We start from the raw sequence: 23,124 nt of genomic DNA, 5'->3' as shown, positions 1-23,124 counted from the left end.
CAGGTCAGCGATCGAGGGCGCGCCAGCCGATATCGGTGCGATGGAAGCCGCCGGGCAGATCGATGCGCGACACCGCCTCATAGGCCCGGGCCCGGGCCTGAACGAGGTCGCTCCCCAGGGCGCAGACATTGAGGACGCGGCCCCCCGCCGCCTGCAAGACGCCGGTCTCGTCCCGTCGCGTGCCGGCATGGAAGACTTCGACCTCGCGCCCGAAGTCGCCGTCGGCCCCGGTGATCGAGGCGCCGGCCACCGGGGCGTCAGGATAGCCCTCGGCGGCCATCACCACACAGACCGCGGCCTGATCGCGCCAGACGGGCGGGGCCAGCCGATTCAGCTCGCCGGTGGCGCAGGCCATCAGATAGGGGACGAGGTCGCTCTCCAGGCGCAGCATCAGCACCTGGCATTCCGGATCGCCGAACCGCACATTGAATTCGACCAGCTTGGGCCCTTCGGCGGTGGCCATGAACTCGACGAACAGCACCCCGCGATAGGGAAAGCCCTCGGCGGCGATGGCGGCGAAGGCGGGCTCGGCCAGCTCCTTGCGCACCCGCTCCACGAGGTCGTCGGTGAACAGGGGCGCGGGGGCATAGGTCCCCATGCCGCCGGTATTGGGGCCCTGCTCGCCGTCATAGGCGCGCTTGTGGTCCTGGGCGTGGCCGAAGACCATGGCGTGGGTCCCGTCGCACAGGGCGAACAGGGAGCCGATCTCGCCGTCGAGAAACTCTTCGATCACCACCCGGGCGCCGGCGGCGCCGAAGCGGCCCCCCAGGGCGTCGTCGATGGCGGCCTCGGCCTCGCCCCGGGTGGGGGCGATGACCACGCCCTTGCCGGCGGCCAGGCCATCGGCCTTGATCACATAGGGCGGTTGGAACTGGTCCAGGGCGGCCTTGGCCTCGGCGGCCTGGTCGCTGACCACATAGGCGCCGGTGGGCAGGCCGTGGCGGGCGCAGAAGGCCTTGGTGAAGGCCTTGGAGGATTCAAGTTGTCCGGCGGCGCGGCTGGGGCCGAAGCAGGGGACGCCCGCGGCGGCCAGGGCGTCGGCGAGACCCGCCTCCACCGCCGACTCCGGGCCGATCACCACCAGGTCCGCTTGGATCTCCCGGGCCAGGGAAACGAGGGCCGGGACGTCGGTGACCTTGACCGGCCGGGTCTCCCCCAGGGCGGCCATGCCGGGGTTGCCCGGGGCCATAACCAGACGGCTGAGCCGGGGCGACTGGGTGATCTTCCAGGCCAGCGCATGCTCGCGCCCGCCCGAACCGACGAGGAGGATGTTCATGGGCGCGCTTTGCCGCGCCCGGCCCGGGGCGTCAAGCTGGCGGCCTCAGGCCTCGAGGTCGAGGGAATAGCCCGCCGAGCGCACCGTGCGGATGGGATCGGCGGCGGCCTCACGGTTCAGGGCCTTGCGCAGGCGGCCCACATGGACGTCCACCGTACGGGCCTCCACATAGACATCCGAGCCCCAGACGGCGTCCAGCAGCTGCTCGCGGGAGAAGACCCGGCCGGGATGCTGCATCAGATAGTCGAGCAGGCGGAATTCGGTGGGGCCGAGATGGATCTCCTGGCCGCCGCGGCGCACCCGGTGGGCCACCCGGTCGATGACCAGATCCCCGATCCGCACCCGGTCCTCAGCCAGGCCCGGCCGCAGGCGGCGCAGCACCGCGCGGATGCGGGCCGAGAGCTCGGACATGGAGAAGGGTTTGACGATGTAGTCATCGGCGCCGGTGTCGAGGCCGCGGATACGGTCGGTCTCCTCCCCGCGGGCGGTGAGCATGATGATCGGGATGTTGCGGGTTTCGGTGCGCGCCCGGAGCCGGCGGCAGACCTCGATCCCGGAGACCTTCGGCAGCATCCAGTCCAGCAGGATCAGGTCCGGCAGCTTCTCGTCGATCAGCATCAGGGCTTCTTCGCCGTCCGCGGCGACCGCGACGGCGTAGCCCTCTTTTTCGAGGTTGTAGTTCAGCAAGGTGGCGAGGGAGTCCTCGTCCTCGGCGATCAGGATATTGGGGATCAAGGTTCTGGCTCCCGTCACGGGCGCTGAAGGGGATCAGTCTTGGGACGGGTGGCGGCGATCACCTCATCCCCGGTGATCTCGTAGTGGATGATCTCGGCGATGTTGGTGGCGTGGTCGCCGATGCGTTCCAGGTTCTTGGCCACGAACAGCAGGTGGGCGCAGGCGGTGATCGTCCGCGGGTCGCCCATCATGTAGGTCAGCAGTTCGCGGAACAGGCTGTTGTAGTGCTCGTCCACCTCGTCGTCCCGCGACCAGACCGACATGGCCCGCTCCAGGTCGGAGGCGGTATAGGCGTCGAGCACCTCCTTCAGACGGGTGACCACCAGGCGGCCCATCCGCTCGATGGACCGGGTCAGGGGCACCATCGGATCGGAGTCGATGATGACGATGGTGCGCTTGGCGATGTTCTTGGCCAGGTCGCCCACCCGCTCGAGGTTGTTGGCGATCTTCATCGCCGCCACCGTGCGGCGCAGGTCATTGGCCAGCGGCTGACGCAGCGCGATCATGCGGATCGCCTTGCGCTCGATATCAGCCTGCAGCACGTCCAGCCGTTCGTCCCGGGCGACCACGGAATCGGCCACCTGCTGGTCGCGGCGGACCACCGCTTCCAGGGCGTCGGCGACAGCGGCCTCGGTCAGGCCGCCCATCCGCGCGCACTCGGCGGTGAGCATGTTGAGCTCGTCTTCGTAGGCCTTGACGATGTGTTCGTTCATGGCGGCGTCCTTCCGGTCAGCCGAAGCGGCCGGTGATGTAGTCCTGGGTGCGGGAGTCCCGGGGGTTGGTGAAGATTTCGTCGGTGGCGCCGGCCTCGATGACCGCGCCCATGTGGAAGAAGGCGGTGCGCTGAGAGACCCGTGCGGCCTGCGCCATGGAGTGGGTGACCATGATGATGCAGTACTGGCTGCGCAGATCGTCGATCAGTTCCTCGATCTTGGCCGTGGCGATGGGGTCCAGCGCCGAGCAGGGCTCATCCATCAGGATCACCTCCGGGCTGACCGCGATGGCCCGGGCGATCACCAGGCGCTGCTGCTGGCCCCCGGAAAGGCTGGTGCCCGGCGCCTGCAGGCGGTCGGCCACTTCCTTCCACAGACCGGCCCGCTTGAGCGACGACTCCACGATGTCGGCCAGCTCGGCCTTGTTGTCGGCGAAGCCGTGGATGCGCGGGCCATAGGCCACGTTTTCAAAGATGCTCTTGGGAAAGGGATTGGGTTTCTGGAAGACCATGCCCACCCGAGCGCGCAGCAGGACGGGGTCAACGCCGCGGTCGTTGATGTTCTCGCCCTCGAGCATGATCCGTCCCTCGACCCGTGCGCCGGGGATGGTGTCGTTCATCCGGTTGATGCAGCGCAGGAAGGTGGACTTGCCGCAGCCCGATGGACCGATCAGGGCGGTGACCATGCGGTCGGGCATCTCCAACGAGACGTCGAACAGGGCCTGCTTGTCCCCGTAGAATACACTGACGTCGCTGGCCGAAACCTTGCCGACCGGGACCGGGCGGGCCGCAGCCGAAAGGCCCGCGGCCAGGGCGTCATCGCTTTGCGCGGTCATCTTGAGGCTCGAACTGGGGTTGGTCGAAAGGGTCATCAGATCACCACCGGCGCTCGAAGCGGCGACGCACCATCACCGCCGTCAGGTTCATGAGCACCATGAAGACCAGCAGCACGATGATGGCCGCGGCCGTCCGCTCGTGGAAGGCCCGCTCCGAGGCGTTCTCCCAGATGAAGATCTGAACGGGCAGCACGGTGGCTGCGCTGGTCAGGGTCTCCGGCGCGCCGGGCACGAAGGAGACCATGCCGATCATCAGCAGGGGGGCGGTCTCCCCCAGGGCGTGGGCCAGGGACAGGATGACGCCGGTCATCATGCCGGGCATGGCCAGGGGCAGGACATGGTGGAAGACGGTCTGGGTTCGCGAAGCGCCCACGGCCAGGGCCGCTTCACGGATCGAGGGCGGCACCGCGCGCAGGGCTGAGCGGGTGGCGATGATGATGGTGGGCAGGGACATCAGCGCCAGCACAAGGCCCCCCAGCAGGGGCGAGGAGCGTGGCACGGCCAGCCAGTTGATGAACACGGCAAGGCCCAGGAGGCCGTAGATGATCGAGGGGACCGCGGCGAGATTGTTGATGTTCACCTCGATCAGATCGGTCCACCGGTTCTTCGGTGCGAACTCCTCGAGATAGGTGGCGGCCAGGACGCCGATGGGCGCGGCGAGCATGGCGGTGACAAACAGCATCATGGCCGAGCCGACCACCGCCCCCCAGACCCCGGCCTGTTCAGGCTCGGTGGAGTCCGAGCGCGACAGGAAGGTCCAGTTGAAGCCCCCGGAGACCAGCTCGCGCTCGCGAAGCTCATCAAGCCAGTCCAGTTGCCGATCGCTCAGCAACCGCCCGCCCACCTCGGTGTCGCGGCTGATCTGACCCTTGTAGTAGAGACTGGCGTTAGCCTTCATCGGGCCCTGCACCGTGATGGTCTGACCCACCAGGCTCGGATCGGCGCGCAGGCGGTCGAGGATCTGGAATCCCAGGTCGCCTGACAGGATGGCCATCATCTCCGCGCTGGCCTCGCCGTACGGATCGTCGGTCTCACCCAGCAGGGCCAGGGCGGATTCCGCCACCATCAGGTTGAAGTTCGACCCGCCAAGGTCCGACAGGTCCACCCGCTCGGCGGTCACCTGGACCGGCAGACTGACCCGGTAGTCGGTGAAGGTGGAATAGCCTTGCAGGCCGATCCGGCCGAGCAGGAGCACCAGGAAGGCCAGGGCCAGGACGATGGCGGTCCGGCCATAGAACCGGAACCGCGCCTCGGCCCGGTAGCGACGCTTCAGGCGGGCTTCAGCCTCGGCGCGGGCGCGGGCCTTGGCGGCCTGGGCGGGGGAGATGACCGCGTCAGTCATACTGTTCCCGATAGCGCTGGACGATCCGCAGGGCGATGATGTTGAGCATCAGGGTGATCAGGAAAAGGGTCAGGCCCAGGCCAAAGGCCGACAGGGTCTTGGGGCTGTCGAACTCCTGGTCGCCGGTCAGCAGGGTGACGATCTGCACCGTCACCGTGGTCACCGTGTCGAGGGGATTGATGGTGGCGCGGGCCTGAAGGCCCGCAGCCATGGTGACGATCATCGTCTCGCCCACGGCGCGGGAGACCGCCAGCATCAGGGCGCCCATGACCCCTGGCAGGGCCGCAGGCATGATCACCCGGGTGATGGTCTCTGAGCGGGTGGCGCCCATGGCCAGGGACCCGTCCCTCAGGGACTGGGGCACGGCGTTGAGGATGTCGTCCGACAGGGAAGAGACGAACGGGATCAGCATGATGCCCATGACCGCGCCGGCCACCAGGGCCATCTGGTTCTGAACCTGCATCAGATAGAGGCCCAGGCTGTCGAAGGGGCCGCCGATCAACTGCGCGCCGATGTCGTTGAAGAAGCCCCGGAACAGGGGTCCCACGGTCAGGGCGGCGAAGAAGCCGTAAACCACCGTCGGGATGCCGGCCAGGATCTCCAGAAGCGGCTTGACCACCGCGCGGACGGATGGCCCTGCATATTCTGACAGGTAGATGGCCGCGAACAGGCCCACCGGCGCAGCCACGGTCATGGCGATCATCATGATCAGGAAGGTGCCCATGAACAGGGGCACGGCCCCGAAGGCGCCCGACGAGGCCACCTGGTCGGCGCGAATGGCGATCTGCGGGTCCCAGGTCAGGCCAAACAGGAAGTCAAAGATCGGCACCGCCTGGAAGAACCGCCAGCTTTCCCAAACCAGAGAGGCGACGATTCCGAGCGTGGTCAGCACCGCCACCACCGAGCAGGCCAGGAACAGGGCCGCGACCCATCGCTCCACCCTCGGCCGGGCGGCGAAGTCGGCGCTCAGGCGCGGCCAGGCTATCGCGGCGCCGGCCAGGGCCATGAGGAGGGCGGCGGCGAGGACGCCGGTGATCAGATTGCGATGAATCTCGTGGGCCTGGGCGAGCTTTGCCGCGAAGGCGTCCCCCAGGGCTCCGTCATAAACGGTCTGGCTGACCTGCCCGCCGGTCGCCGTGGCCACCACATCATTATAGAAGACGTCCTGCGTACTGGCCGGCAGGGCGGACACGGCCGCCGGCGGCTCGCCGCGCAGGATGAGCTCCTCGACCTGGGCGCCCAGCATGCCCACCAGGAGCAGCAGGATGATCGCCGGCGCTGCGGTCCAGAGCGCCAGATAGGCGCCGTGATAGCCCGGCAGGGAGTGAAGCAGGCGCGAGCGTCCCCCCGCGGCGCTGAGCACCTTGCGGCGGCCGGCCGTATAGGCCGTGACGGAGAACAGGATGAGCCCCAGGAGGGCGATCCAGATGAGCATTCAGGCCTTCGTCTTGCCGGTGGAGACGCGCGTCATGCGGCCCGGATGGCCCATCGCCGCCCAGGCTCGCGCGGGGCGGAACCTGCCTACCGTTTGCTGACGGAACGCGACAGTTTCATGACAGTTTTGCGACATCGTAAAAGTTGTCGGGCGCAGGCGCCGCGCCCGTTTCCGCCAGGGGGAAGTAGGCGGTGAAGACCGTCCCGGCTCCGGGGCGGCTTTCTACGGACAGGCCGCCCCGGTGGCGGTTCATGATGTGCTTGACGATGGCCAGACCCAGGCCCGTGCCGAGTTTCTCGCCGCTCTTTTGCCCCTCCACCCGGTAGAATCGTTCGGTCAGCCTGGGAAGGTGCTCGCGCTGCATCCCAGGGCCGGCGTCGATCACTGACAGGGTGGCGTAGCGTTCGGGTCCATGGTCAGGCGTCAGCAGGGACAGGCGGGCCGCGGGCTCCATCCGGGGCGCCACACAGGCCTCGGCGGCCAGGCCCGTCTCCAGAAGGATGCGAATGCGCCCGCCACGCTCGGAGTATTTCAGGGCGTTGTCGACCAGGTTCTGCGCCACCTGGATCACCTGGTCCCGGTCTCCGGTGATGGTCACCTCGCCCCTGGGGGGAGCCTCAGCCTCCAGGGTGACGCCCTTGTCCCGGGCCAGGGGGGCGAGCGCATCGATGACGTCAAGCACGGCGGCCGACAGGTCGACGTCCTGGAGCGGCCGCACGTGTTCGTTCAGCTCGATCCGGCTGAGCGACATCAGGTCGTCGATCAGCCGCGACATCCGTTCGGCCTGGACATGCATGATTCCCAGAAACCGGTCCCTGGCCAGTTCGTCGCCCCGGGCGTGGCCCCTCAGGGTTTCGATGAAACCTGAAAGGGAGGCCAGCGGCGTGCGCAGTTCGTGGCTGGCATTGGCCAGAAAGTCAGCGCGCATCCGTTCCACCCGGCGGATGTCGGTCTCGTCATGCAGGACCAGGAGCGCCAGCCGCGACCCGTCACCGGCGGCGCCCAGCGGTCGGGCATAGACCCGGAAGATTCGCTCCTGCATGCCGCCCGGCTCATAGACGGCCTCGCCCTCCAGCCCGCCAAACAGCGCCTCGTCCACGACCTCCAGGACGTCGGGATCCCGGATGGCGGTCACCAGCAGCCCGGCCTCCCGCTGGATCTTCAGAACCCGCCTGCCGGCCCGGTTGACCATCACAAAGCGTCGTCCGGTCAAATCGTCGGGCTCGTGGGCGGAGATCACCATGACCGGATCCGGCAGGGCGTTCAGCACCGAGGTATAGGGCAGCGACAGGGCTCCCTCGGCCACCTCCACATGGGTCTGGGCCAGTTCGGCCCGCAGGCGGTCAGCCTCCTGTCTGGCCCGCCTCGCCTGGAACAGGGTCAGCGCCGTCAGGGGGGCGGCCAGGACAAGGGCGGCCAGGACCTCGGCGTCCGTCACCAGAGCCATGGCGACCAGCGCCAGAAGGCCGGCGAGGCCCGTTACGACCACTGGCCTGGCGACGAACCCGGGTCGGGGTCTCAGGGGCAGGGATGAGGTCGGCTGCGGCACAATCGAATCTCCGTTCGCCGGATCATCCACCAAGCCGCAGGCATGTGTCATTGGCGTGACACATGAAACCTTGATCGCTCAAGCTGCGGCCGTCCGCCGCGCCCGCGTGGAACCCGGGAGGGGAGCCGGCGTTTGCTGCATCCGGGGTAAGGCGGCGTCGAGCATGGCGGAACAAGGAAACAGATTTTTGGCCGACAGCCTTCTGGCTCCCAAGGTGGGGATTGACGATCCTTTCGCCGCGGCCGTTCACGCCACCCGCATGTCGATGACCATCGTCGACGCCCAGGCGCCCGACATGCCCCTCGTATTCGTCAACGACGCCTTCCTGAACATGACCGGCTATGCGCGCAACGAGGTGCTGGGCCGCAACTGCCGGTTCCTGCAGGGCCCAGACACCGAGCAGGACGCGATCCGCGGACTGGCGCGCGCGACAAGCGCCGGCGAGCCGGTGAACCTCGACATTCTCAACTACCGCAAGGATGGCGTCCCCTTCTGGAACGCCCTGCAGATCAGCCCGGTCCGCAACGCCGAAGGCCAGGTCGTGTACTTCATCGGCTCCCAGGTTGACGTCACCGCCCGCAAGGCCGCCGAGACCGCCCTTGAAGCCGCCGCCGCGGAGCAGGCCAAGACCGCGCAGCAGGCTTTGGCCGACCGCACCGCCCTGCTCCATGAGGTGGACCACCGGGTCAAGAACAACCTCCAGCTCATCACGTCTCTGCTGGTGCTTCAGACCAGGCGCACCCTGGACGACAGCACCCGGGCGGCCCTGCAAAGCATGCTGTCACGGGTCGGCGCCATCGCCACGGTGCATCGGCGTCTGTTCCAGAGCCACGATCTGGAGCGGTTCGACGTGGCGACCTTTGTCCGCGACCTGATGGGCGACGCCACGTCAGGCCGCGAAGAGGTGGAGGTTGAGCTTGACCTGGAAAGTGTCGACATCGCCGCCGCCCAGGCTGCGCCCCTGGCGCTGGCCGTGAACGAGCTGGTGGACAATGCTTTCAAGCACGGCCTGGCGCCTGGCCGACCCGGACGCCTGGCCCTGAGGGTCCGACGTTTGAACGGGCACTTTATTATCGAGGTCTGCGACGACGGACCCGGATTGCCTCCCGGTGGACAGTTCGAACCCGGCTTTGGCCTGACCATCACCCAACTTCTGGCGCAACAGCTCCGGGCGACCCTGACCTTCGAGTCGGGTGAGCCTGGTGTCCGCGCAACCCTGAAGCTCCCGGCCGATGGATAGGCAGGCCCCCATGTCCCACCCGCTGTCTGTCCTGATCGTCGAGGACGAGGTGCTGCTGGCTGTCGAGCTAGGCTTTCTGGTCCGGGAGGCTGGAGGGGTTGATGTCGGTCACGCCCTGGATTCGGCCGACGCCGTCCGACTGGCGCGGACGCTCAAGCCCGACCTGGCCCTGGTTGACGTGCATCTGTCTGACGGACCGACCGGCGTGGACGCCGCCCGTGAGATCGCCGGGTCGGCGGGGGCCATCGTTCTGTTCATGACCGCGAACCTGAAGCGTCTGCCCGACGATCTGGCCGGGGCGTGCGGAGTGATCGGCAAACCCTATTCCGACCGGGCGGTCCGCCGGGCCATCACCTTCGTGGCGCGGTGTCTGCGTGATGGCGCCGCGCCGGAGCTCCCGCCCCCAGGACTGGTTTTGTCAGAGACATTCGTGCGGCGCTGGGGAGTCGATCAGCTAGAGGCGGCGGGCTAGGTGATGGAACACGCCTTCCTGCCTGAGGCGATCGGCTTCTGCGCCGGCCTGTGCTCCATGGTCAGCTTCACGCCACAGATCATCAAGACCTGGCGGGAGAAGGACGCCCGCTCCATCTCCCTTCGAATGTACGTGGTCACGGTGACCGGCTTTGGCCTGTGGGTGACCTACGGGGTGATGATCGGCAGCCTGCCAGTCATGCTGACCAACTCGGTTTGCCTGATGCTCTCAGCCCTGATCCTGGCCATGAAGTGGCGCTTCTCGCGCCCCGACCATGTGGCCCGGCGCGAGGCGGCGGGGGATGCGGTTGGCGCCGGGGCGCCGGGTCACTAGGATCAGCGCCATTCCCGCGCCCCCGGGGCGTGGGCGCCCGACGCCGCTTCCCAGGACCTGCACATGACCGATCGGATCGCCGAAGCAGAGGCCGCCCTGCAGGCTGGCCGCCTTGAGGAGGGCGTCGCCCTGATTGAGGCCGTGCTTACGGACGAGCCCCGCTCCCCCTTGCGGCTCTATCAGAATTTTACCGGCCTCCTTTTCCGCAAGGGCATGTTCGAGAAGGGCGCCCGATGGTGCCGCGCGGGCCTGGAGGTCCATCCCAGGGACATAGAGCTCTGGAACATCCTCGGCGTCTGCCTGCGCAGGATGGGCGAGCCGGAGGCGGCGGTGAAGGCCCTGGACGCCGGGCTGAAGATCCAGCCCCGGCACGACGGCCTGCTGCAGAACAAGGGCAATGTGCTCAATGATCTGAAGGATGGTCCGGGCGCCGTTGCGGTGTTCACCAAGCTCGTCCGGAATGCGCCGACCAACGCCGAGATGCAGCGCGCCCTGGGCCGGGGGTACTGGCACGCCAGCGACACGGACAAGGCTGAGATGCGCTTTCGTCTGGCCACCAAGCTGAAGCCTGATCTCGCCGACGCCTGGCTGGACCTCTCAGCCCTGCTGGCGGAGACCAAGGGCGCCGATGAGGCCATCGCCGTGCTGGAGGAGGCGCTGAAGAGCCAGTCATCGCCCCGATTGATGGAGGCCAAGGCCGTCGCCATCCGCCGCGGCCAGAAACTGCGCCAGGCCGAGGCCTATCTGAAGGAGGTCCTGGCGGACAACCCCAATGAAGCCTGGGCCCACTATCAGCTGGGCGGGGTGATTTCCGACATCGATCGCCCCCGGGCCAATATCCACCTGCGACGGGCCGTCGAGCTGAATCCAGAGGATCTGGACTATCGGATGGCCCTGGTCGAAAGCCTGGTGCGCTCACGCCATGGGGATGAGGCCGCCCACCTGGACGACGCCTATGCCGAACTGAAGGCAGCCAGCGCACTTAGAACCCTGACCAGCCCGGCCCAGCTCAAGGTCGCCTCCGAGGTGCTGTCCCGGGTGGCGGATTTCGAAGGCCTGGATGCGGTCTGCGACTTCAAGGAGACGGGCCGTCTGTGGGCTGACCAAGGGCGCCACACCGCCCTGCTGAGCCAGCTCTCCCGGGTGAAGACGCCGGAGGATCGCGGTGAGCTGATCCTTCAGCACCGAATCTGGGGGGAATATGTTCAGGAGCGTGTGAAGCACTATCCCCTGCGGCGCCCCACCACGCCGCGGCCGGACAATGGCAAGATCCGGATCGGGTTCATGTCCTCGGACCTCCGGATGCATCCGGTGGCCTATTTCTCGCTGCCCCTGTTCGAGAACATCCCGCGCGATCGCTTCGAGATCTATTGCTACTCCTACTATCAGGGCCAGGAAGACAGCCTGCAGAAGCGGATCACCGACCTGGTGGACGTCTTCCGCTGGGAGCAGGAAATCAGCGATTTCGACGCCGCCCAGATGATCTGCGACGACCAGCTGGACATGCTGATCGAGCTGGGAGGCTCGACCCACATGAACAAGCTCAATGTGATGGCCTGGAAGGCCGCGCCGCTGCAGGCCAGCTGGCTGGGCTATCCGCATTCCTCGGGCCTGGACACGATCGACCATCTGATCCTCGACCCCTATCTCGTGCCGCCGCGGCGCGATCTGCTGATTGAGCAGCCCCTGCTGATGCCGGCCAGCTGGATCGCCATGGGTGAGCTGGCCTTCCCTGAGCGCCCCATGGCCGCCGAGCCGCCCGTCGTGGCCAATGGCTATGTCACCTTCGGGACCGCCAACAACCCCTACAAGTACAGCCGCGCCATGGTCGCTGAATGGGCCAAGGTGACCGCCGCGGTTCCCAATTCCCGCTTCATGTTCGTGCGGCCCGAAGGCGGCACGGCGGCCTTCCGCGACAATATCTCGGCCATCTTCGAGGCCGAAGGGGTCAGCCGTGACCGCCTGCGCTTTGAGGCGGTGCGCGGGGCCCACATGCCCTTCTACAATGAGATGGACATCTCCCTGGACACCTTCCCCCAGACCGGCGGCACCACGACGTGCGAGTCTCTCTGGATGGGTGTCCCAGTCGTCACCCTGGTGGGGGCGGGGCTATTCGAGCGCCTGAGCTGCTCGATCCTCGGAAATGCGGGGCTGCACGACCTCTGCACCGGCGACCTGGACGGCTATCGCGAGGCCGCGGTCAGGCTGGCCGGCGACGTAGAACGGCTGCGCAAGCTGCGGCGGGGGCTGCGGCCGACGCTGAAGGCCAGCCGCCTGGGACAGACCAAGGCCTTCGCCGTCGATTTCTACAAGATGCTGGAAGCTGCGGTGGCCACCCGGCGCGCCGCCGAACAGGCCGCGCGGGATGAGCCCGCCGAGGCCCTAGCCTAGGTAGAAGCCGGGCGCGGCCAGGGCCTCTGCGATCAGCTCGCGGGGATCGCGGGGACTGATCCCATGGGCGAGCAGCCGTTCGACCGCACAATGCGGGGCCGGCGGCATGGGGCGCTCAGGCGCCAGGTTCAGGGTCCAGCCGGCCGCGGCGAAGACCTGGGCCAGGTCGGCGTTGGAGACGTTCCGGCCGCTGGCGACATTCACGATGCCGGAGGTATCCCCCTCGCCCATGGCCAGCAGGGCGGCGATCACATCGTCGGCGTGGATATAGTCGCGCACGGCGCCGGGCGCGGAGTCCAGGGTGATCGCCTTGGCCAGCCGCGCCTTCTGCAACAGCTCCGGCAGGAAGCCGCTGGCCCCCTGCGCCAGGTCGAACACATTGGACAGGCGGGCCACAGCGCCACGGCCATCGGACCTGGCCAGGGTCAGGTTCTCCCCCAGGGCCTTGGACAGGTCATAGACATTGCGCGGGGCGGCAGGGTCGAAGGCCAGGATGTCGTCCTCCCGCCCGCCGGCGGCGCCCAGGCTGTCATAGAGCCTGGTGGAGGACAGGTAGATCAGGCGCTCGAAGCGGGCCTTGGCCAGCACCTGGGCGAGCAGGGTGACGTGGGCCTCGACCGTATCGAAGGGCCGGACGGCGAAGTCGCCAGTCAGGCCCGCGCAATAGAAGACCCGGCCCAGATCGCGCTCGAACAGGCCGCCCTCGCCCCGGGCCGGGGCATAGACGTCCTCGCCGCGGGCCCGCAGGGCGTGGACCAGCCGTCCGCCGATGAAGCCGCCAGCGCCGATGACGGTCCAGCCGGTCACGCCTTGCCGCGCTCGCCAATGCGGCGGACCGGCACGCCAGCATAGATCCCGTAGGGCTCGAGCGTGCCGCGCACCACCGCGCCGGCCGCCACCACGCAACCCTTGCCGATCACAGCCCCGTCCAGGACCACGACCCCGGCGCCCAGCCAGACATCATCCTCGATGACGATGCCGCCGCGGCTTTCCATGAAGCCCTGGTCGCGGATGCGGGCGTTTCGGTCGGCGATTTCGTGATTGGTCGGCGCCAGGGTGCAATTGGCGGCGATCAGAACCCCCTCGCCAATGCGCACGCCGTTGCCGGTGTAGATCACGGTGCCGGAATTGACCGCGGAATCCGCGCCGATGACCACCTCGCCAGACCCGCCGACCGCCTTGATCTTGACGAAGGAGTCGATGAGCACACCGGGCCCGATCTCGATCAGCGTGCCCCGCACCGAGCGCTCGATGTCAGCCAGGGGCGAGATGACGGCCGTAGGATCGATCTTGAGCATCAGCGGCCTCCAGGCCCGGGCTCGGGACGGTAATCAGCATAGCTGGCGTCCCGTTCGGAAATCACCTGAGGCGCCGCCGGCCAGGCGATGGCGAAGGCCGGGTCGTTCCAGCGCACGCCCTCCCCGTGTCCCGGCTCGAACATCGGCGCGATCTGGTAGAGCACGTCGGTGTCAGGCTCCAGGGTCAGGAAGCCATGGGCGACGCCTTCGGGGATGAAGAGGGCGCGCGCGCCGGCGGCGTCCAGCTCCACCCCGGTCCAGCGGCCGAGGGTGGCGCTGCCCGGGCGCAGATCAAGGGCCACATCGAAGATCCGTCCCCGCACGACCCGCACCAGCTTGGTCTCCCCATGGGGCGCCGGCTGATAGTGCATGCCACGCAGGGTGAGCGCCGCAGTGTTCCGCGACAGACTGGTCTGGGCCGGGGCGAAATCGATGCCGGCGTCTGCGAACTCGGCGGGGCAATGCAGCCGGGCGAAGGCGCCGCGATCGTCGAGAACGGGGTCAGCCTCGACCACCACCACCCCCGCGATCATCGTCGGCGCAAACCGCATCAGTCGAGGACCTTGGTCACCGGCGAGGCGATGACGAACTGGCCGCCCCAGTCGCGGATATAGGCCAGCTGGCCCATGATCTCGTCCTTCAGGTTCCAGGGCAGGATCAACACATAGTCCGGCTTGATCTCGGCGACCTTGTCGGGCCCGTAGATGGGCGCATGGCTGCCGGGCAGGAAGCGGCCCTGCTTGTGCGGATTGGCGTCGAAGGCGCAGACGATGTCGCCAGGCCCGACGCCAGCATAGTTGAGGAAGGTGTTGCCCTTGGCCGCCGCCCCATAGGCCGCGACGGTCTTGCCCTGCGCCTTGGCCTGGCGAAGGAAGGCCAGGAAGCTGTCGCGCACCTCATCGACCCGAGCGGCATAGCCCTCATAGGTCGCCAGGGCGTGCAGGCCGGCCGCCGCCTCGCGGGCGCGAAGGGTCTTGAGCGCCTCGGTCTCCTGATGGCCCGACGCCTCATGGGCGCAGAACAGCCGCAAGGACCCCCCGTGGGTCGGCAGCAGCTCCACATCAAAGGCCCGCAGGCCATTGGCCCGCAGCACCTGAGCCACGGCCAGCAGGGACAGATAGGAGAAGTGCTCGTGATAGATGGTGTCGAACTGCACCATCTCCAGCATGTTCAGGAAGTGCGGAAACTCGAAGGTGAGCACGCCCTCGGGCTTCAACACCTCGCGGAAGCCGGCCACGAAGCCGCCGATGTCCGGCACATGGGCCAGCACATTGTTAGCCGCCATCAGGTCGGCCTTGACGCCCCGCGCCGCCAGGGCCCTGCCCGTCTCGCCATGGAAGAACATGACCTCGGTGGGCACGCCCTTTTCGATAGCCGCCTGGGCGGTGTTGGCGGTGGGTTCGATCCCCAGCACGGGCACGCCGGCGGCCTTGAAGTGCTGCAGCAGGTAGCCGTCGTTGGAGGCGATCTCGACCACCAGGGAGTCCGGGCCGAGGCCAAAGCGCCCGATCATCGCCTGAGCATAGCGGCGGGCATGCTCCACCCAACTGGCCGAATAGGAGGAGAAATAGGCGTAGCCGGCGTCGAAGATCTCGTCGGCGGCGACGGGGTCATCCACCTGCACCAGGAAGCACTCAGGGCAAACCCGGGCGTGCAAGGGGTAGGTCTTCTCGCCCCCGGCGGCGAGCTGCTCGGCGGTCAGGTTGCTGTTGGCGAGCGGCTGACGGCCCAGGTCCACCAGGGTGTGGGTGAGTGGTGTGCGGCAGAAACGGCAGACAGGCGTCGTCATCACAGGCTTTCGTAGGCTTCGATCTGCGCCAGGCAAAGGTCCCGGGCGGCTTCGCCCAGGCCCTGACGACGGTACCAGTCCATGGTCCAGGCCACGGCGGCGGGGCCGTCGAGCGTGCTCTCGAAGTCGAGGGTTTTGCGAGCGAGGCTGGCGTCCACCGCCAGGCTCCGGGCCTCGATGGAAGCCGGGTCGGGTTCGTGGCGCCAGGGGGCGGCGTCCAGGGCGGCGATGGCCTGGGTGGCCAGGTCGCCGACGGTGATCTCGGCCGCGCCGGGACGGGGGCCAAAGTTCAGGGCGCGCGGGGTGTCGGGTCTCTGCACCAGGGCCTGGGCGAAGACCAGGTAGCCGGCCACGCAGTCGAGGACATGCTGCCAGGACCGCGTCATGCTGATTCTGCAGGACGTCGACGGCGGCGTCAGCCTGGACGGCGTCGAAACGCAGGAGGGGGGCCCCGGCCGCCACCCGCTGGCCCTCGCGGACCAGAATCTCGGAGACCACGCCACCTTCCCGGTGGCGCAGGGTCTTGCGGCTGGCCTCGACGCGAACCTCGGCGGGCGCCGAGGTGGCCGAGCTGATCTGCGCGATGGCCGCCCAGATCAGCGCCCCGAACACAAAGACGCCGACCACGGCGCAGCCAATCAGAATGGGCCGCCACATGCGCTTGTCCAAGGCCTTGTCGGGCCCAGGCTCAGTGACGTCGAAGCGCGCGTCCACGGGGCGGACAGGGCCCAGGATCCGCTTGATGGGCTCGAGGTCGAACTTCATTGACCTGCCTCGACGGGCCGCGCGGGCGCCGGTTGTGTGAACCTGGCCATCACCGCGTCCTTGGGGCCAAACAGCTCCATCCGCCCGTCGCGCAGGACGAGCATCTTGTCGGCGGCGCGCAGGATGGTGGGCTTGTGGGAGACCACCACGATGGTCGTCCCCTGGGCCTTCAGAGTATCGATGACCCGCATCAGGGCGTCCTCGCCCTCAGCATCCAGGCTGGCGTTGGGCTCGTCGAGCACCAGCAGCCGGGGATCGCCGAGCAGGGCCCGGGCCAGGCCGACCCGCTGGCGCTGGCCGGCCGAGAGCATGTAGCCGCCATCGGTCAGCTCGGTCTCATAGCCCTTGGGCAGGCGCAGGATCAGGCTGTGGACATCGGCCAGGGTGGCGGCTCTGACCACCGCCTCGTCCGTGATGTCGGGCAGAAAACGGGCGATGTTGTCGCGCAGGGTGCCGGCGAACAGCTCCGTGTCCTGGGGCAGATACCCCACATGGCGGCCAAACTCCGCCCGGTTCCACGAGAAGACGTCGGCGCCATCGAGGCGGACATGACCGATGTTGGGGCGCCAGACCCCCATCAGCAGCCGGGCCAGGGTCGATTTGCCGGCGCCGGACGGGCCGATGACTCCCAGCATCTCACCGGGCTCGATCTTGAAGTTCAGCCCCTGAAGCACATAGCGGTCGGCCCCGGCCGGGGCGAAGCTGACGCCCTCGATGCTGAGCTGGCCCAGGGGGCGCGGCAGGGTGGTCGTGGAGGCGGCCGGCTTGTAGCCTTCGAGGGCCTTGTTCAGCCGGTCATAGGCTCGACCGCCGTTGACGATGCCGTCCCAGGCGCTGACGAGCTTTTCGATTGGTTGCAGGGCGCGGCTGGCCAGGATCATGTTGGCGAACAGCATGGCCGGACCGATCTTGCCGATCACCACCAGATAGGCGCCGACGCCGATCACCAGAATCTGGATGAACATGCGAGTGAACTTGGTGGCGTTGCCCATGAAGCTGGCGCGCTGGGAGGCCCAGGCGCCGCGCTCAATGGCGCGGGCGCGATAGGCCGACCAGCGGGCGCCGATCGCCTGCAGCATGCCCATGGCCCGGACCACCTCACCATTGCGCAGGGCGGCGTCGGTGAAGGCGTAGCCCTTCAAGGTGGCCTCATTGGCCTCCTGCAGCGGCGGGCGCGACAGCCGGTCCTGCAGCATGGCGAGGCCAAACAGGGCGAAGGCGCCAAACAGGGTGATGAAGCCCACGGCGGGATCAATGACGAACAGGATGGCGATGAAGATCGGCATCCACGGAAGGTCGAAGATGGCCGCGAAGACCGCCCCGGTCAGCAGCTGACGGAAACTGTCCAGATCGCGCAGGGCCTGGGCGCTCCCCTGCCCCTGCCCCTTGGTCTCAGCCTCGAACAGGGCGGCGAACACATGGCTCGACACCTTCTGGTCCAGGGCGATGCCGTAGTTGATCAGCACCCGGGTGCGCAGTTCATCGATCACCGCGGAGACCACGAAGACCAGGACCGCCCCGATCGTCAGGACCACGAGGGTGGAAATACTGTAGCTCGCCAGCACCCGGCCATAGATCTGGAAGGTGTAGAGCGGCAGGGCGAGATAGAGCAGGTTGCTGACGAGGCTGAACCCGCCGGCGAAGGCCAGCGGCGTGGAGCCATCCTTGAGCGCCCGCGTCAGCAAGTTGTCCGGCAGCGACGCGAACGGATTGAGGATCTTCATGCGTGCGGGCGTCCGTCGGAGCCAATTCGCCCCGAGGGCCTGGGGCGGTTGAGGCCGCGACACATGACGAGGCTAGCGGGGCGAGTCAATGGCGCCGCCCTTATGTGGCGAACATGCTAAGGCCAGGGTTGAAACCGGCCCGGGGAAGGATTCATGGCCAGGATCGCCATCATTGGAAGCTGCATCACCCGTGACCTCTGGCCCCTGCGCGAGGCCGCCCCACGGGACCTGCTCTATGTGTCGCGGACCAGCCTTCCGAGCCTGCTGTCGCTGCCGGTCGCCGACTATTCCCCACGGCCAAGCCCGCCGCCTGATTTCACCCGCTATCAGCACATGGCGGTGGAGGCTGATCTCCTGAAGACCGGCCTGCCCCAACTCCTGGCCCACCGGCCCACCCATCTGATTTTCGATTTCATCGATGAGCGCTTCGATCTGCTGCGGCTGCCCGCCGGCTCGTTGATCACCCATAGCTGGGAGCTGGAGAGCGGGGGCTATCTGCAGCATCCGGCGCTGGCTGATCCGCAGCCGATCCCCCGACTGTCGGCGGCCGCCGAGCGCCTCTGGCGGGACGCGGTGGTCCAGTTGGTCGGGCTTCTCCGGCACACAGTCCTGCGGGAGGCGAAGATCATTCTGCACACCGCCCAATGGGCCAGCCGCCAGGGCGCCTCAGACGGTTCGTCCGAACCCCTGCAAGGATATCCGCACATCTGGGATGGCCGCCCGGCCGATCTGGCGGCGCACAACCAGATGCTGGCGCGCTATGAGGCCTACTTCCTGGCCATGATCCCGGAAGTTCATGTGGTGCGCGCAAGGCCAGAGCACCTGCTGGCCGATCCGGATCATCGCTGGGGGCTGAGCCCCTTCCACTATGTGCCGGCCTATTATGACGACATCAGCCACGCCCTGGCTGAACTGGGCGCCGGAGACGCGACGACCTCACCGGTGTGAGGATGGCGGCTGGCTGCGCAGGGCCCAGTGCTCCAGGGGCGTCAGGCCGCCCGCAACCAGGTCGGGATTGGCCGCCAGATAGGCTGCAGGGGCGAACCCCGGCCGCGCCGTATCGGCGAGCCAGGCGCCCCCGGTGAGGTAGTCGACCAGCGGGTTGGCGTCCGCAGCCAGACCTGCCCCGCGGGCCTGACGATGGGCCGCGCAGGAGAACCAGCCGCTGGGGTCAAGACCATGGGCGGCCCCCTCCCCCAGGAAGTGGGACAGGGGCTCGACCCCCTGGGCCTCGATCTCCGGGTCCTGGCGCACATACCAGGCCGGATCGAACAGGGGATGGGGCTTCAGCCCGGCGCGCCAGCCGCGGGTGACATAATGGACCAGGGGCGGGCCCTGGCGCTCGGCCTGCGGCAGCTGCGCCACATAGAAGTCAGGGGCGAACAGGGGATGGGGGCTCAGGCCCGCCCGCCAGCCCTCGGTCATGTAGTGGACCAGGGGATTGGCGCCGCTCTGCGCCAGTTCCGGATCCTGGGCGACATACCAGTCGATGTCGAAGAGGGGGTGGGGGCTGCAGCCCTCGGCCGCCCCGACCCGAACGAAATGCTCCAGCGCCCCCAGTCCGCAGCCGCTCAGGGCCAGGGCGTTGCGCGCCGTGTAATAGGCCGGATCAAACAGCGGATGGGGCGCGCGGCCCTCGTCCGCTCCCCTGGTCACATAGTGCAGAAGCGGCGAGCTCACCCCAGTCAGATCAGGGTTGCAGGCCAGATAGAATTCCTCGTCCACCAGGGTCGGCGGCTGGATCGCGGCCGAGGAGCCGGCGGCCAGACAGGTTCTGATCTCGCCCATTGTCTGGATCAATCCCGCCCCAGGCGGCCTCGGCCAAAGCCCCGACCGCAGGATCACGGTGATCCGGCCCGGGCCGCCGAGCCGCAGCAGAAGCCGGTCCAGGGTCTTGGATATCCGGTTACGCCGTCGCGGCGACTGGAGGGCTGAGCGTCTGTAGAGGCTCGTCCGCTGGGCCCGGAGGCCCGCCTCGGCCGTGGCGCGGCCCTCCAGGGCGTGCATCAGGGCCAGAGTCAGGCGGGCCCGCGTGAAGGCCGTTTCGGTCTCGGCGTTGAGCCGCGCGGTCTCAAGGGTGCGCTCGCGCTCGGCGTGGCGCTCGACCAGGCGCTGGACCTTCGCCAGCAGGGGATGAGCGGTCTCCCGGTCCCGGGGCGCAGGGGCGATCATGCGGCGGCTCCCGTCGGCGCCGCGCGGCCGTGGGCGACCAGCCATTCCTGATAGCTGCCCGGTCCCGAGGCGAAAGGGTCGTCGAAATGGGCCTGAAGGTCGGGGCTTTCGCGCCACTGCACCCGATGGGCCTTGTCGATGGGGGTCCCGTCGGCGAAGGCGCCATAGGCCCAGTAGCGTCCAGGGATGGCGGGGTCGGTCGCCTGGGCCACCTGGCGCTTGTACCAGTTCCAGATCTCATAGACCTCGAAGTTGTCGCCCGCGTACTTCTTGGTCATCAGATCACCCGTGGGGCCCAGCTTGGTGAAGTGCCAGAAGCGCAAGGGGGAGCCGTTGACCGTGATCGACCCGTCCTTGCCGATGGCCACCTTGCGCTGGGACAGGTTCCAGCTGGCGACATTGTAGCCCGGATCGCGCACCACCTTGACCCCGTCGAACAGGGCCGGGACATGGTCGCACCACCGCTGATCGACGAACAGGCCCCGGGGCATGTCGTCGTAGCAGTACTCCAGCAGACGATCATTCCACCACTTGGCGAAGCGCGCGCCCTCGCCGGTGGTGCGGATGGCCACGAAGCCCAGATTATAGATTCCGGTCCTCGAGGCCGACAGGTCGTTGTCGAGGATCGCCGTCCGCTCGGTATTGGGATCGATCAGGTGCGGCGTGAGCAGGATCTGATGCTCGCCCAACAGCTCGATCAGCGGGTCCAGCGGCGCCAGCAGGGCGGTGTCCGGGTCCAGATAGATGGCGATGTCGGCCTGGTCGCAGGCCTGGTGAAGGAAGGGGCCCTTCACCGCCGTACAGACCTCGACCACGTCGTGGCGGAACAGCCAGTTGCGGAAGTTCTCGATGCCCAGGTCCTGCGCCCAGACCACCCGGTCGAAGGGCTCGCTGGCGGGGTCGAAATCAAATCCCGGCGGCGGCGCGTCGGTGATCAGGGCCACCAGCTCCCAGTCCGGGTGGAAGCGCCTCAGGGTCGAATAGAGCACCCGGGCGCGGTTGAGATAGGAGAAGGTGAAGCTGGAATAGCAGAGCACCTTCATCGGGCGTCCTCCCCGTCGAGCAGGTCGATGGTCAGGCGGCTGTAGGTCAGGTCAGCCGGCGCCGGGGTCCGGCGGGCGCGCGACAGCCGCACGATGTCGCCGCTCTCGAACAGGTCGAACAGGGCCTGCTGGTCGGCGATCACTTCGCCAAGGCCGGTGGCCTGCACGAAGGCGGCCACATTGCCGCTGTCGGGCCCGGTGAGGATGGCGGCCCCCGCCGCGGCGGCCTCGTGGGTGGTGAAGGAAAAGGTCTCGCGGCACAGGGACCAGACCATTACGGCGTCCACGCCCTCGGCCTCGATCGCCGCCTGCATGGCCTTGGGGTTTTTCTGCGTCACCGTCACCGAGTGGAAGGCCAGCGGCAGGCCTACGGCCGGATCGCGGGCCAGGTGGAGGAAGTCATAGCGGGGATCGTCGGCGAACCGCAGGACGAGGTCGCGGAACACCGGCCAGCCCTTGAGCGGACTCGGCAGACCCGGGAAGGCCAGGCGGAAGGGTCGATCCGTCTCGGTCGCCGAGGCTGGTCTGGTCGCCCGAGACACAAGCTTGGCCAGGGGCGCCACCACCGTCTGCGCCGCCGGCAGGTTTGCGCCGCGGCGCCAGGTGTCCAGGGCCGCCTGGCTTGGCGCGGCGACCGACATCCGCAGGGCCCTGAACAGCCGCTCATGCTCGTCCAGGTGAAACTGCCGATAGGGGCCATAGACGCAGACCCCGCAGGCCGCGCTGCCCGGCGGGGGCGCGCCGCAGTCGGCCACATCGTTGCGCAGCAGGTGATAGCTGGCGCAGGCGCTGGCGAAATCATGGACCCAGAACCAGCCTTCAGTGAGGCCGACGGCCCGGGCGATGGCCAGAACGTCGCTCACCGAATGGCCCAGCAGGCTGTGGATGGCCAGGCTCCGCCGCCCAGGGGAGATGTCGGCCAGATGCGCCTCTAGCCCCTCGACCAGGGTGGAGAGGCCGAAGATCCCGACCGGCGTCCCGTTCCACACCACGCCCAGGGGCTCGGCATGGCCAGGGCGCCTCAGCAGAGGCCGGGAATTGACGGGATAGAGGTGCAGGTGATCGCGGCCCGTCGCGGCGGCCGCTGCACCCTCCCGCTGAAGGCAGAGCTGCACGCCGCCCAGATTGGTTGAATAGTCGTCATGACTGAAGGTCAGATGCAGATCGGCGAGGCCCGAACGAGACTCCGCCAGCAGGCTGGCGAGGTGCTGCGCATCGCCGGGCTCTGGCCATTCGTCATGGATCTCCGCCGCCTCGATACGCGCCTCCAGGGGCGCAAGGGCGGCGAGGATGCGGTAGCGGAACCCGAGTTCCAGGCGCGCGACACGCCCTTCCTGACGACCGGCCTGGAGAAAATGCACAAAGGGATGCATGGCCGAGGCCGCGACATCGGGATTGAGCTCTAGATAGTCGGACACCGAAAACCACGGCGCCGGATCGCGACCTTCCCGCCAGCCTGCTTCGAGAAAATGTGCGACCGGATCAAGACCGCTTTCGGCGACGTCCGGATTCTCCGCCAGATAGAATCGGTGGTCGAAAGCCTCGGCGACGAGATCGTAGACGGGGTCTTGGTGATCCTCCTGCGCCGCTCCAGCCTCCTGCGTCGGACTGGGCGGCTCGAGGTTCGCGCTCGGCGCCGGCCTGTAGTCCCATCCCGACCAAGCGACGTCTCCGCCCCGTCGCTCTGGCGCCAGGGCCGAGGGGCGAATCTGGCGGCCTTCGCCGGCGCCAAACTGCAGAAAGTGCGCAAACGGCTCGCCGCCGGTCGCAGCGACGTCGGGATGGTCCTCAAGATAGGCGGCGCTGGAAAACCAGGGCGCGGGGTCGCGACCTTCGCGCCAGCCCGCCGTGACATAGTGCGAGTAGGGATCTGAGCCGGCGGCGACCACGTCGGGATAGGCGCCCCGGTAAAAAACCGGGTCGAGAGCGGTGCTGACGAGCGCAAAGGTGAAGTCTTGGGCGGCCGGAGCGGCCATGCGGGGCTCCCTGTAGAGGCCGGAGGGTTGTGTGCA

General features: G+C 68.0%; 21 protein-coding genes and 1 pseudogene. 5 read left to right on the top strand and 17 right to left on the bottom strand.

What is annotated here, in order from left to right:
• Positions 1–4: 4 nt before the first annotated feature.
• From purD to Q8K84_RS11990, 7 genes are all read right to left on the bottom strand, one after another.
• On the bottom strand, positions 5–1,276 hold the full coding sequence (purD, locus tag Q8K84_RS12020; protein ID WP_305282865.1) for a phosphoribosylamine--glycine ligase: 1,272 nt from the start codon (positions 1,274–1,276) through the stop codon (positions 5–7).
• A 45-nt stretch (positions 1,277–1,321) separates the two neighbouring features.
• Positions 1,322–2,011 (bottom strand): phosphate regulon transcriptional regulator PhoB, encoded by a 690-nt coding sequence (phoB, locus tag Q8K84_RS12015; protein ID WP_305282864.1) that lies wholly within the window; start codon positions 2,009–2,011, stop codon positions 1,322–1,324.
• Positions 2,012–2,025: 14 nt separating this feature from the next.
• Positions 2,026–2,724 carry a phosphate signaling complex protein PhoU gene (gene phoU / locus Q8K84_RS12010; protein WP_305282863.1) on the bottom strand — a complete coding sequence of 233 codons (699 nt, stop codon included), beginning with the start codon at positions 2,722–2,724 and terminating at the stop codon, positions 2,026–2,028.
• Between the two features lie 16 nt (positions 2,725–2,740).
• Positions 2,741–3,559: a phosphate ABC transporter ATP-binding protein PstB gene (pstB, locus tag Q8K84_RS12005; protein WP_305283195.1), complete on the bottom strand. Its 819-nt coding sequence runs from the start codon at positions 3,557–3,559 to the stop codon at positions 2,741–2,743.
• A 40-nt stretch (positions 3,560–3,599) separates the two neighbouring features.
• Positions 3,600–4,901, bottom strand: a complete 1,302-nt coding sequence (gene pstA / locus Q8K84_RS12000; protein ID WP_305282862.1) for a phosphate ABC transporter permease PstA — start codon at positions 4,899–4,901, stop codon at positions 3,600–3,602.
• Positions 4,894–6,336, bottom strand: coding sequence for a phosphate ABC transporter permease subunit PstC (pstC, locus tag Q8K84_RS11995; protein WP_305282861.1), 1,443 nt, complete (start codon positions 6,334–6,336; stop codon positions 4,894–4,896). Before pstC ends, pstA begins: the two co-directional genes overlap by 8 nt.
• A 115-nt stretch (positions 6,337–6,451) precedes the next feature.
• A complete protein-coding gene (locus tag Q8K84_RS11990) occupies positions 6,452–7,885 on the bottom strand; it encodes a cell wall metabolism sensor histidine kinase WalK (RefSeq protein ID WP_305282860.1) in 1,434 nt (477 codons plus the stop codon).
• A gap of 187 nt (positions 7,886–8,072) precedes the next feature.
• Here Q8K84_RS11990 and Q8K84_RS11985 point away from each other — a divergent pair, with 187 nt between their 5' ends.
• From Q8K84_RS11985 to Q8K84_RS11970, 4 genes are all read left to right on the top strand, one after another.
• Positions 8,073–9,125, top strand: coding sequence for a PAS domain-containing protein (locus tag Q8K84_RS11985; RefSeq protein ID WP_305282859.1), 1,053 nt, complete (start codon positions 8,073–8,075; stop codon positions 9,123–9,125).
• Positions 9,126–9,135: 10 nt separating this feature from the next.
• Positions 9,136–9,597, top strand: coding sequence for a response regulator (locus Q8K84_RS11980; RefSeq protein ID WP_305282858.1), 462 nt, complete (start codon positions 9,136–9,138; stop codon positions 9,595–9,597).
• Positions 9,598–9,600: 3 nt separating this feature from the next.
• On the top strand, positions 9,601–9,930 hold the full coding sequence (locus tag Q8K84_RS11975; protein ID WP_305282857.1) for a SemiSWEET family sugar transporter: 330 nt from the start codon (positions 9,601–9,603) through the stop codon (positions 9,928–9,930).
• Positions 9,931–9,993: 63 nt separating this feature from the next.
• A complete protein-coding gene (locus tag Q8K84_RS11970; RefSeq protein ID WP_305282856.1) occupies positions 9,994–12,321 on the top strand; it encodes a tetratricopeptide repeat protein in 2,328 nt (775 codons plus the stop codon).
• On the opposite strand, the gene Q8K84_RS11965 is transcribed toward Q8K84_RS11970, so the two are convergent.
• From Q8K84_RS11965 to Q8K84_RS11935, 7 genes and pseudogenes are all read right to left on the bottom strand, one after another.
• Positions 12,313–13,128 carry an NAD(P)-dependent oxidoreductase gene (locus Q8K84_RS11965; protein WP_305282855.1) on the bottom strand — a complete coding sequence of 272 codons (816 nt, stop codon included), beginning with the start codon at positions 13,126–13,128 and terminating at the stop codon, positions 12,313–12,315. The two genes, Q8K84_RS11970 and Q8K84_RS11965, sit on opposite strands and share 9 nt — an antisense overlap.
• Positions 13,125–13,619 carry a DapH/DapD/GlmU-related protein gene (locus Q8K84_RS11960; RefSeq protein ID WP_305282854.1) on the bottom strand — a complete coding sequence of 165 codons (495 nt, stop codon included), beginning with the start codon at positions 13,617–13,619 and terminating at the stop codon, positions 13,125–13,127. The genes Q8K84_RS11965 and Q8K84_RS11960 overlap by 4 nt, the downstream gene beginning before the upstream one ends.
• Positions 13,619–14,170 (bottom strand): dTDP-4-dehydrorhamnose 3,5-epimerase family protein, encoded by a 552-nt coding sequence (locus Q8K84_RS11955; protein ID WP_305282853.1) that lies wholly within the window; start codon positions 14,168–14,170, stop codon positions 13,619–13,621. Before Q8K84_RS11955 ends, Q8K84_RS11960 begins: the two co-directional genes overlap by 1 nt.
• Positions 14,170–15,408, bottom strand: coding sequence for a class I SAM-dependent methyltransferase (locus Q8K84_RS11950; protein ID WP_305282851.1), 1,239 nt, complete (start codon positions 15,406–15,408; stop codon positions 14,170–14,172). The genes Q8K84_RS11955 and Q8K84_RS11950 overlap by 1 nt, the downstream gene beginning before the upstream one ends.
• Positions 15,408–15,794: a hypothetical protein gene (locus tag Q8K84_RS11945; protein ID WP_305282849.1), complete on the bottom strand. Its 387-nt coding sequence runs from the start codon at positions 15,792–15,794 to the stop codon at positions 15,408–15,410. The genes Q8K84_RS11950 and Q8K84_RS11945 overlap by 1 nt, the downstream gene beginning before the upstream one ends.
• A 55-nt stretch (positions 15,795–15,849) precedes the next feature.
• A pseudogene (locus tag Q8K84_RS17425) lies at positions 15,850–16,065 on the bottom strand (HlyD family type I secretion periplasmic adaptor subunit); the annotation flags it as partial.
• A 104-nt stretch (positions 16,066–16,169) separates the two neighbouring features.
• A complete protein-coding gene (locus Q8K84_RS11935; protein ID WP_305282846.1) occupies positions 16,170–17,897 on the bottom strand; it encodes a type I secretion system permease/ATPase in 1,728 nt (575 codons plus the stop codon).
• A 153-nt stretch (positions 17,898–18,050) separates the two neighbouring features.
• Between Q8K84_RS11935 and Q8K84_RS11930 the strand changes: the two genes are divergently transcribed.
• Positions 18,051–18,845: a DUF6270 domain-containing protein gene (locus Q8K84_RS11930; RefSeq protein ID WP_305282844.1), complete on the top strand. Its 795-nt coding sequence runs from the start codon at positions 18,051–18,053 to the stop codon at positions 18,843–18,845.
• Here Q8K84_RS11930 and Q8K84_RS11925 read toward each other — a convergent pair.
• Genes Q8K84_RS11925 through Q8K84_RS11915 form a run of 3 tightly spaced genes read right to left on the bottom strand, consistent with a single transcriptional unit; the run spans position 18,834 to position 23,088 of the window.
• On the bottom strand, positions 18,834–20,069 hold the full coding sequence (locus Q8K84_RS11925; protein ID WP_305282843.1) for a hypothetical protein: 1,236 nt from the start codon (positions 20,067–20,069) through the stop codon (positions 18,834–18,836). The two genes, Q8K84_RS11930 and Q8K84_RS11925, sit on opposite strands and share 12 nt — an antisense overlap.
• The gene (locus Q8K84_RS11920) at positions 20,066–21,112 is read right to left on the bottom strand and encodes a hypothetical protein (protein ID WP_305282842.1); all 1,047 of its coding nucleotides are present in this window, start codon (positions 21,110–21,112) and stop codon (positions 20,066–20,068) included. The genes Q8K84_RS11925 and Q8K84_RS11920 overlap by 4 nt, the downstream gene beginning before the upstream one ends.
• The gene (locus Q8K84_RS11915; protein ID WP_305282841.1) at positions 21,109–23,088 is read right to left on the bottom strand and encodes a hypothetical protein; all 1,980 of its coding nucleotides are present in this window, start codon (positions 23,086–23,088) and stop codon (positions 21,109–21,111) included. Before Q8K84_RS11915 ends, Q8K84_RS11920 begins: the two co-directional genes overlap by 4 nt.
• Positions 23,089–23,124 lie beyond the last annotated feature (36 nt).

The sequence above is a fragment of the Phenylobacterium sp. genome (assembly GCF_030679875.1).
GTDB lineage: Bacteria > Pseudomonadota > Alphaproteobacteria > Caulobacterales > Caulobacteraceae > Phenylobacterium.
Note: the sequence above shows the minus strand (reverse complement) of the source record. Positions and strands in the feature narration are given on the sequence as shown.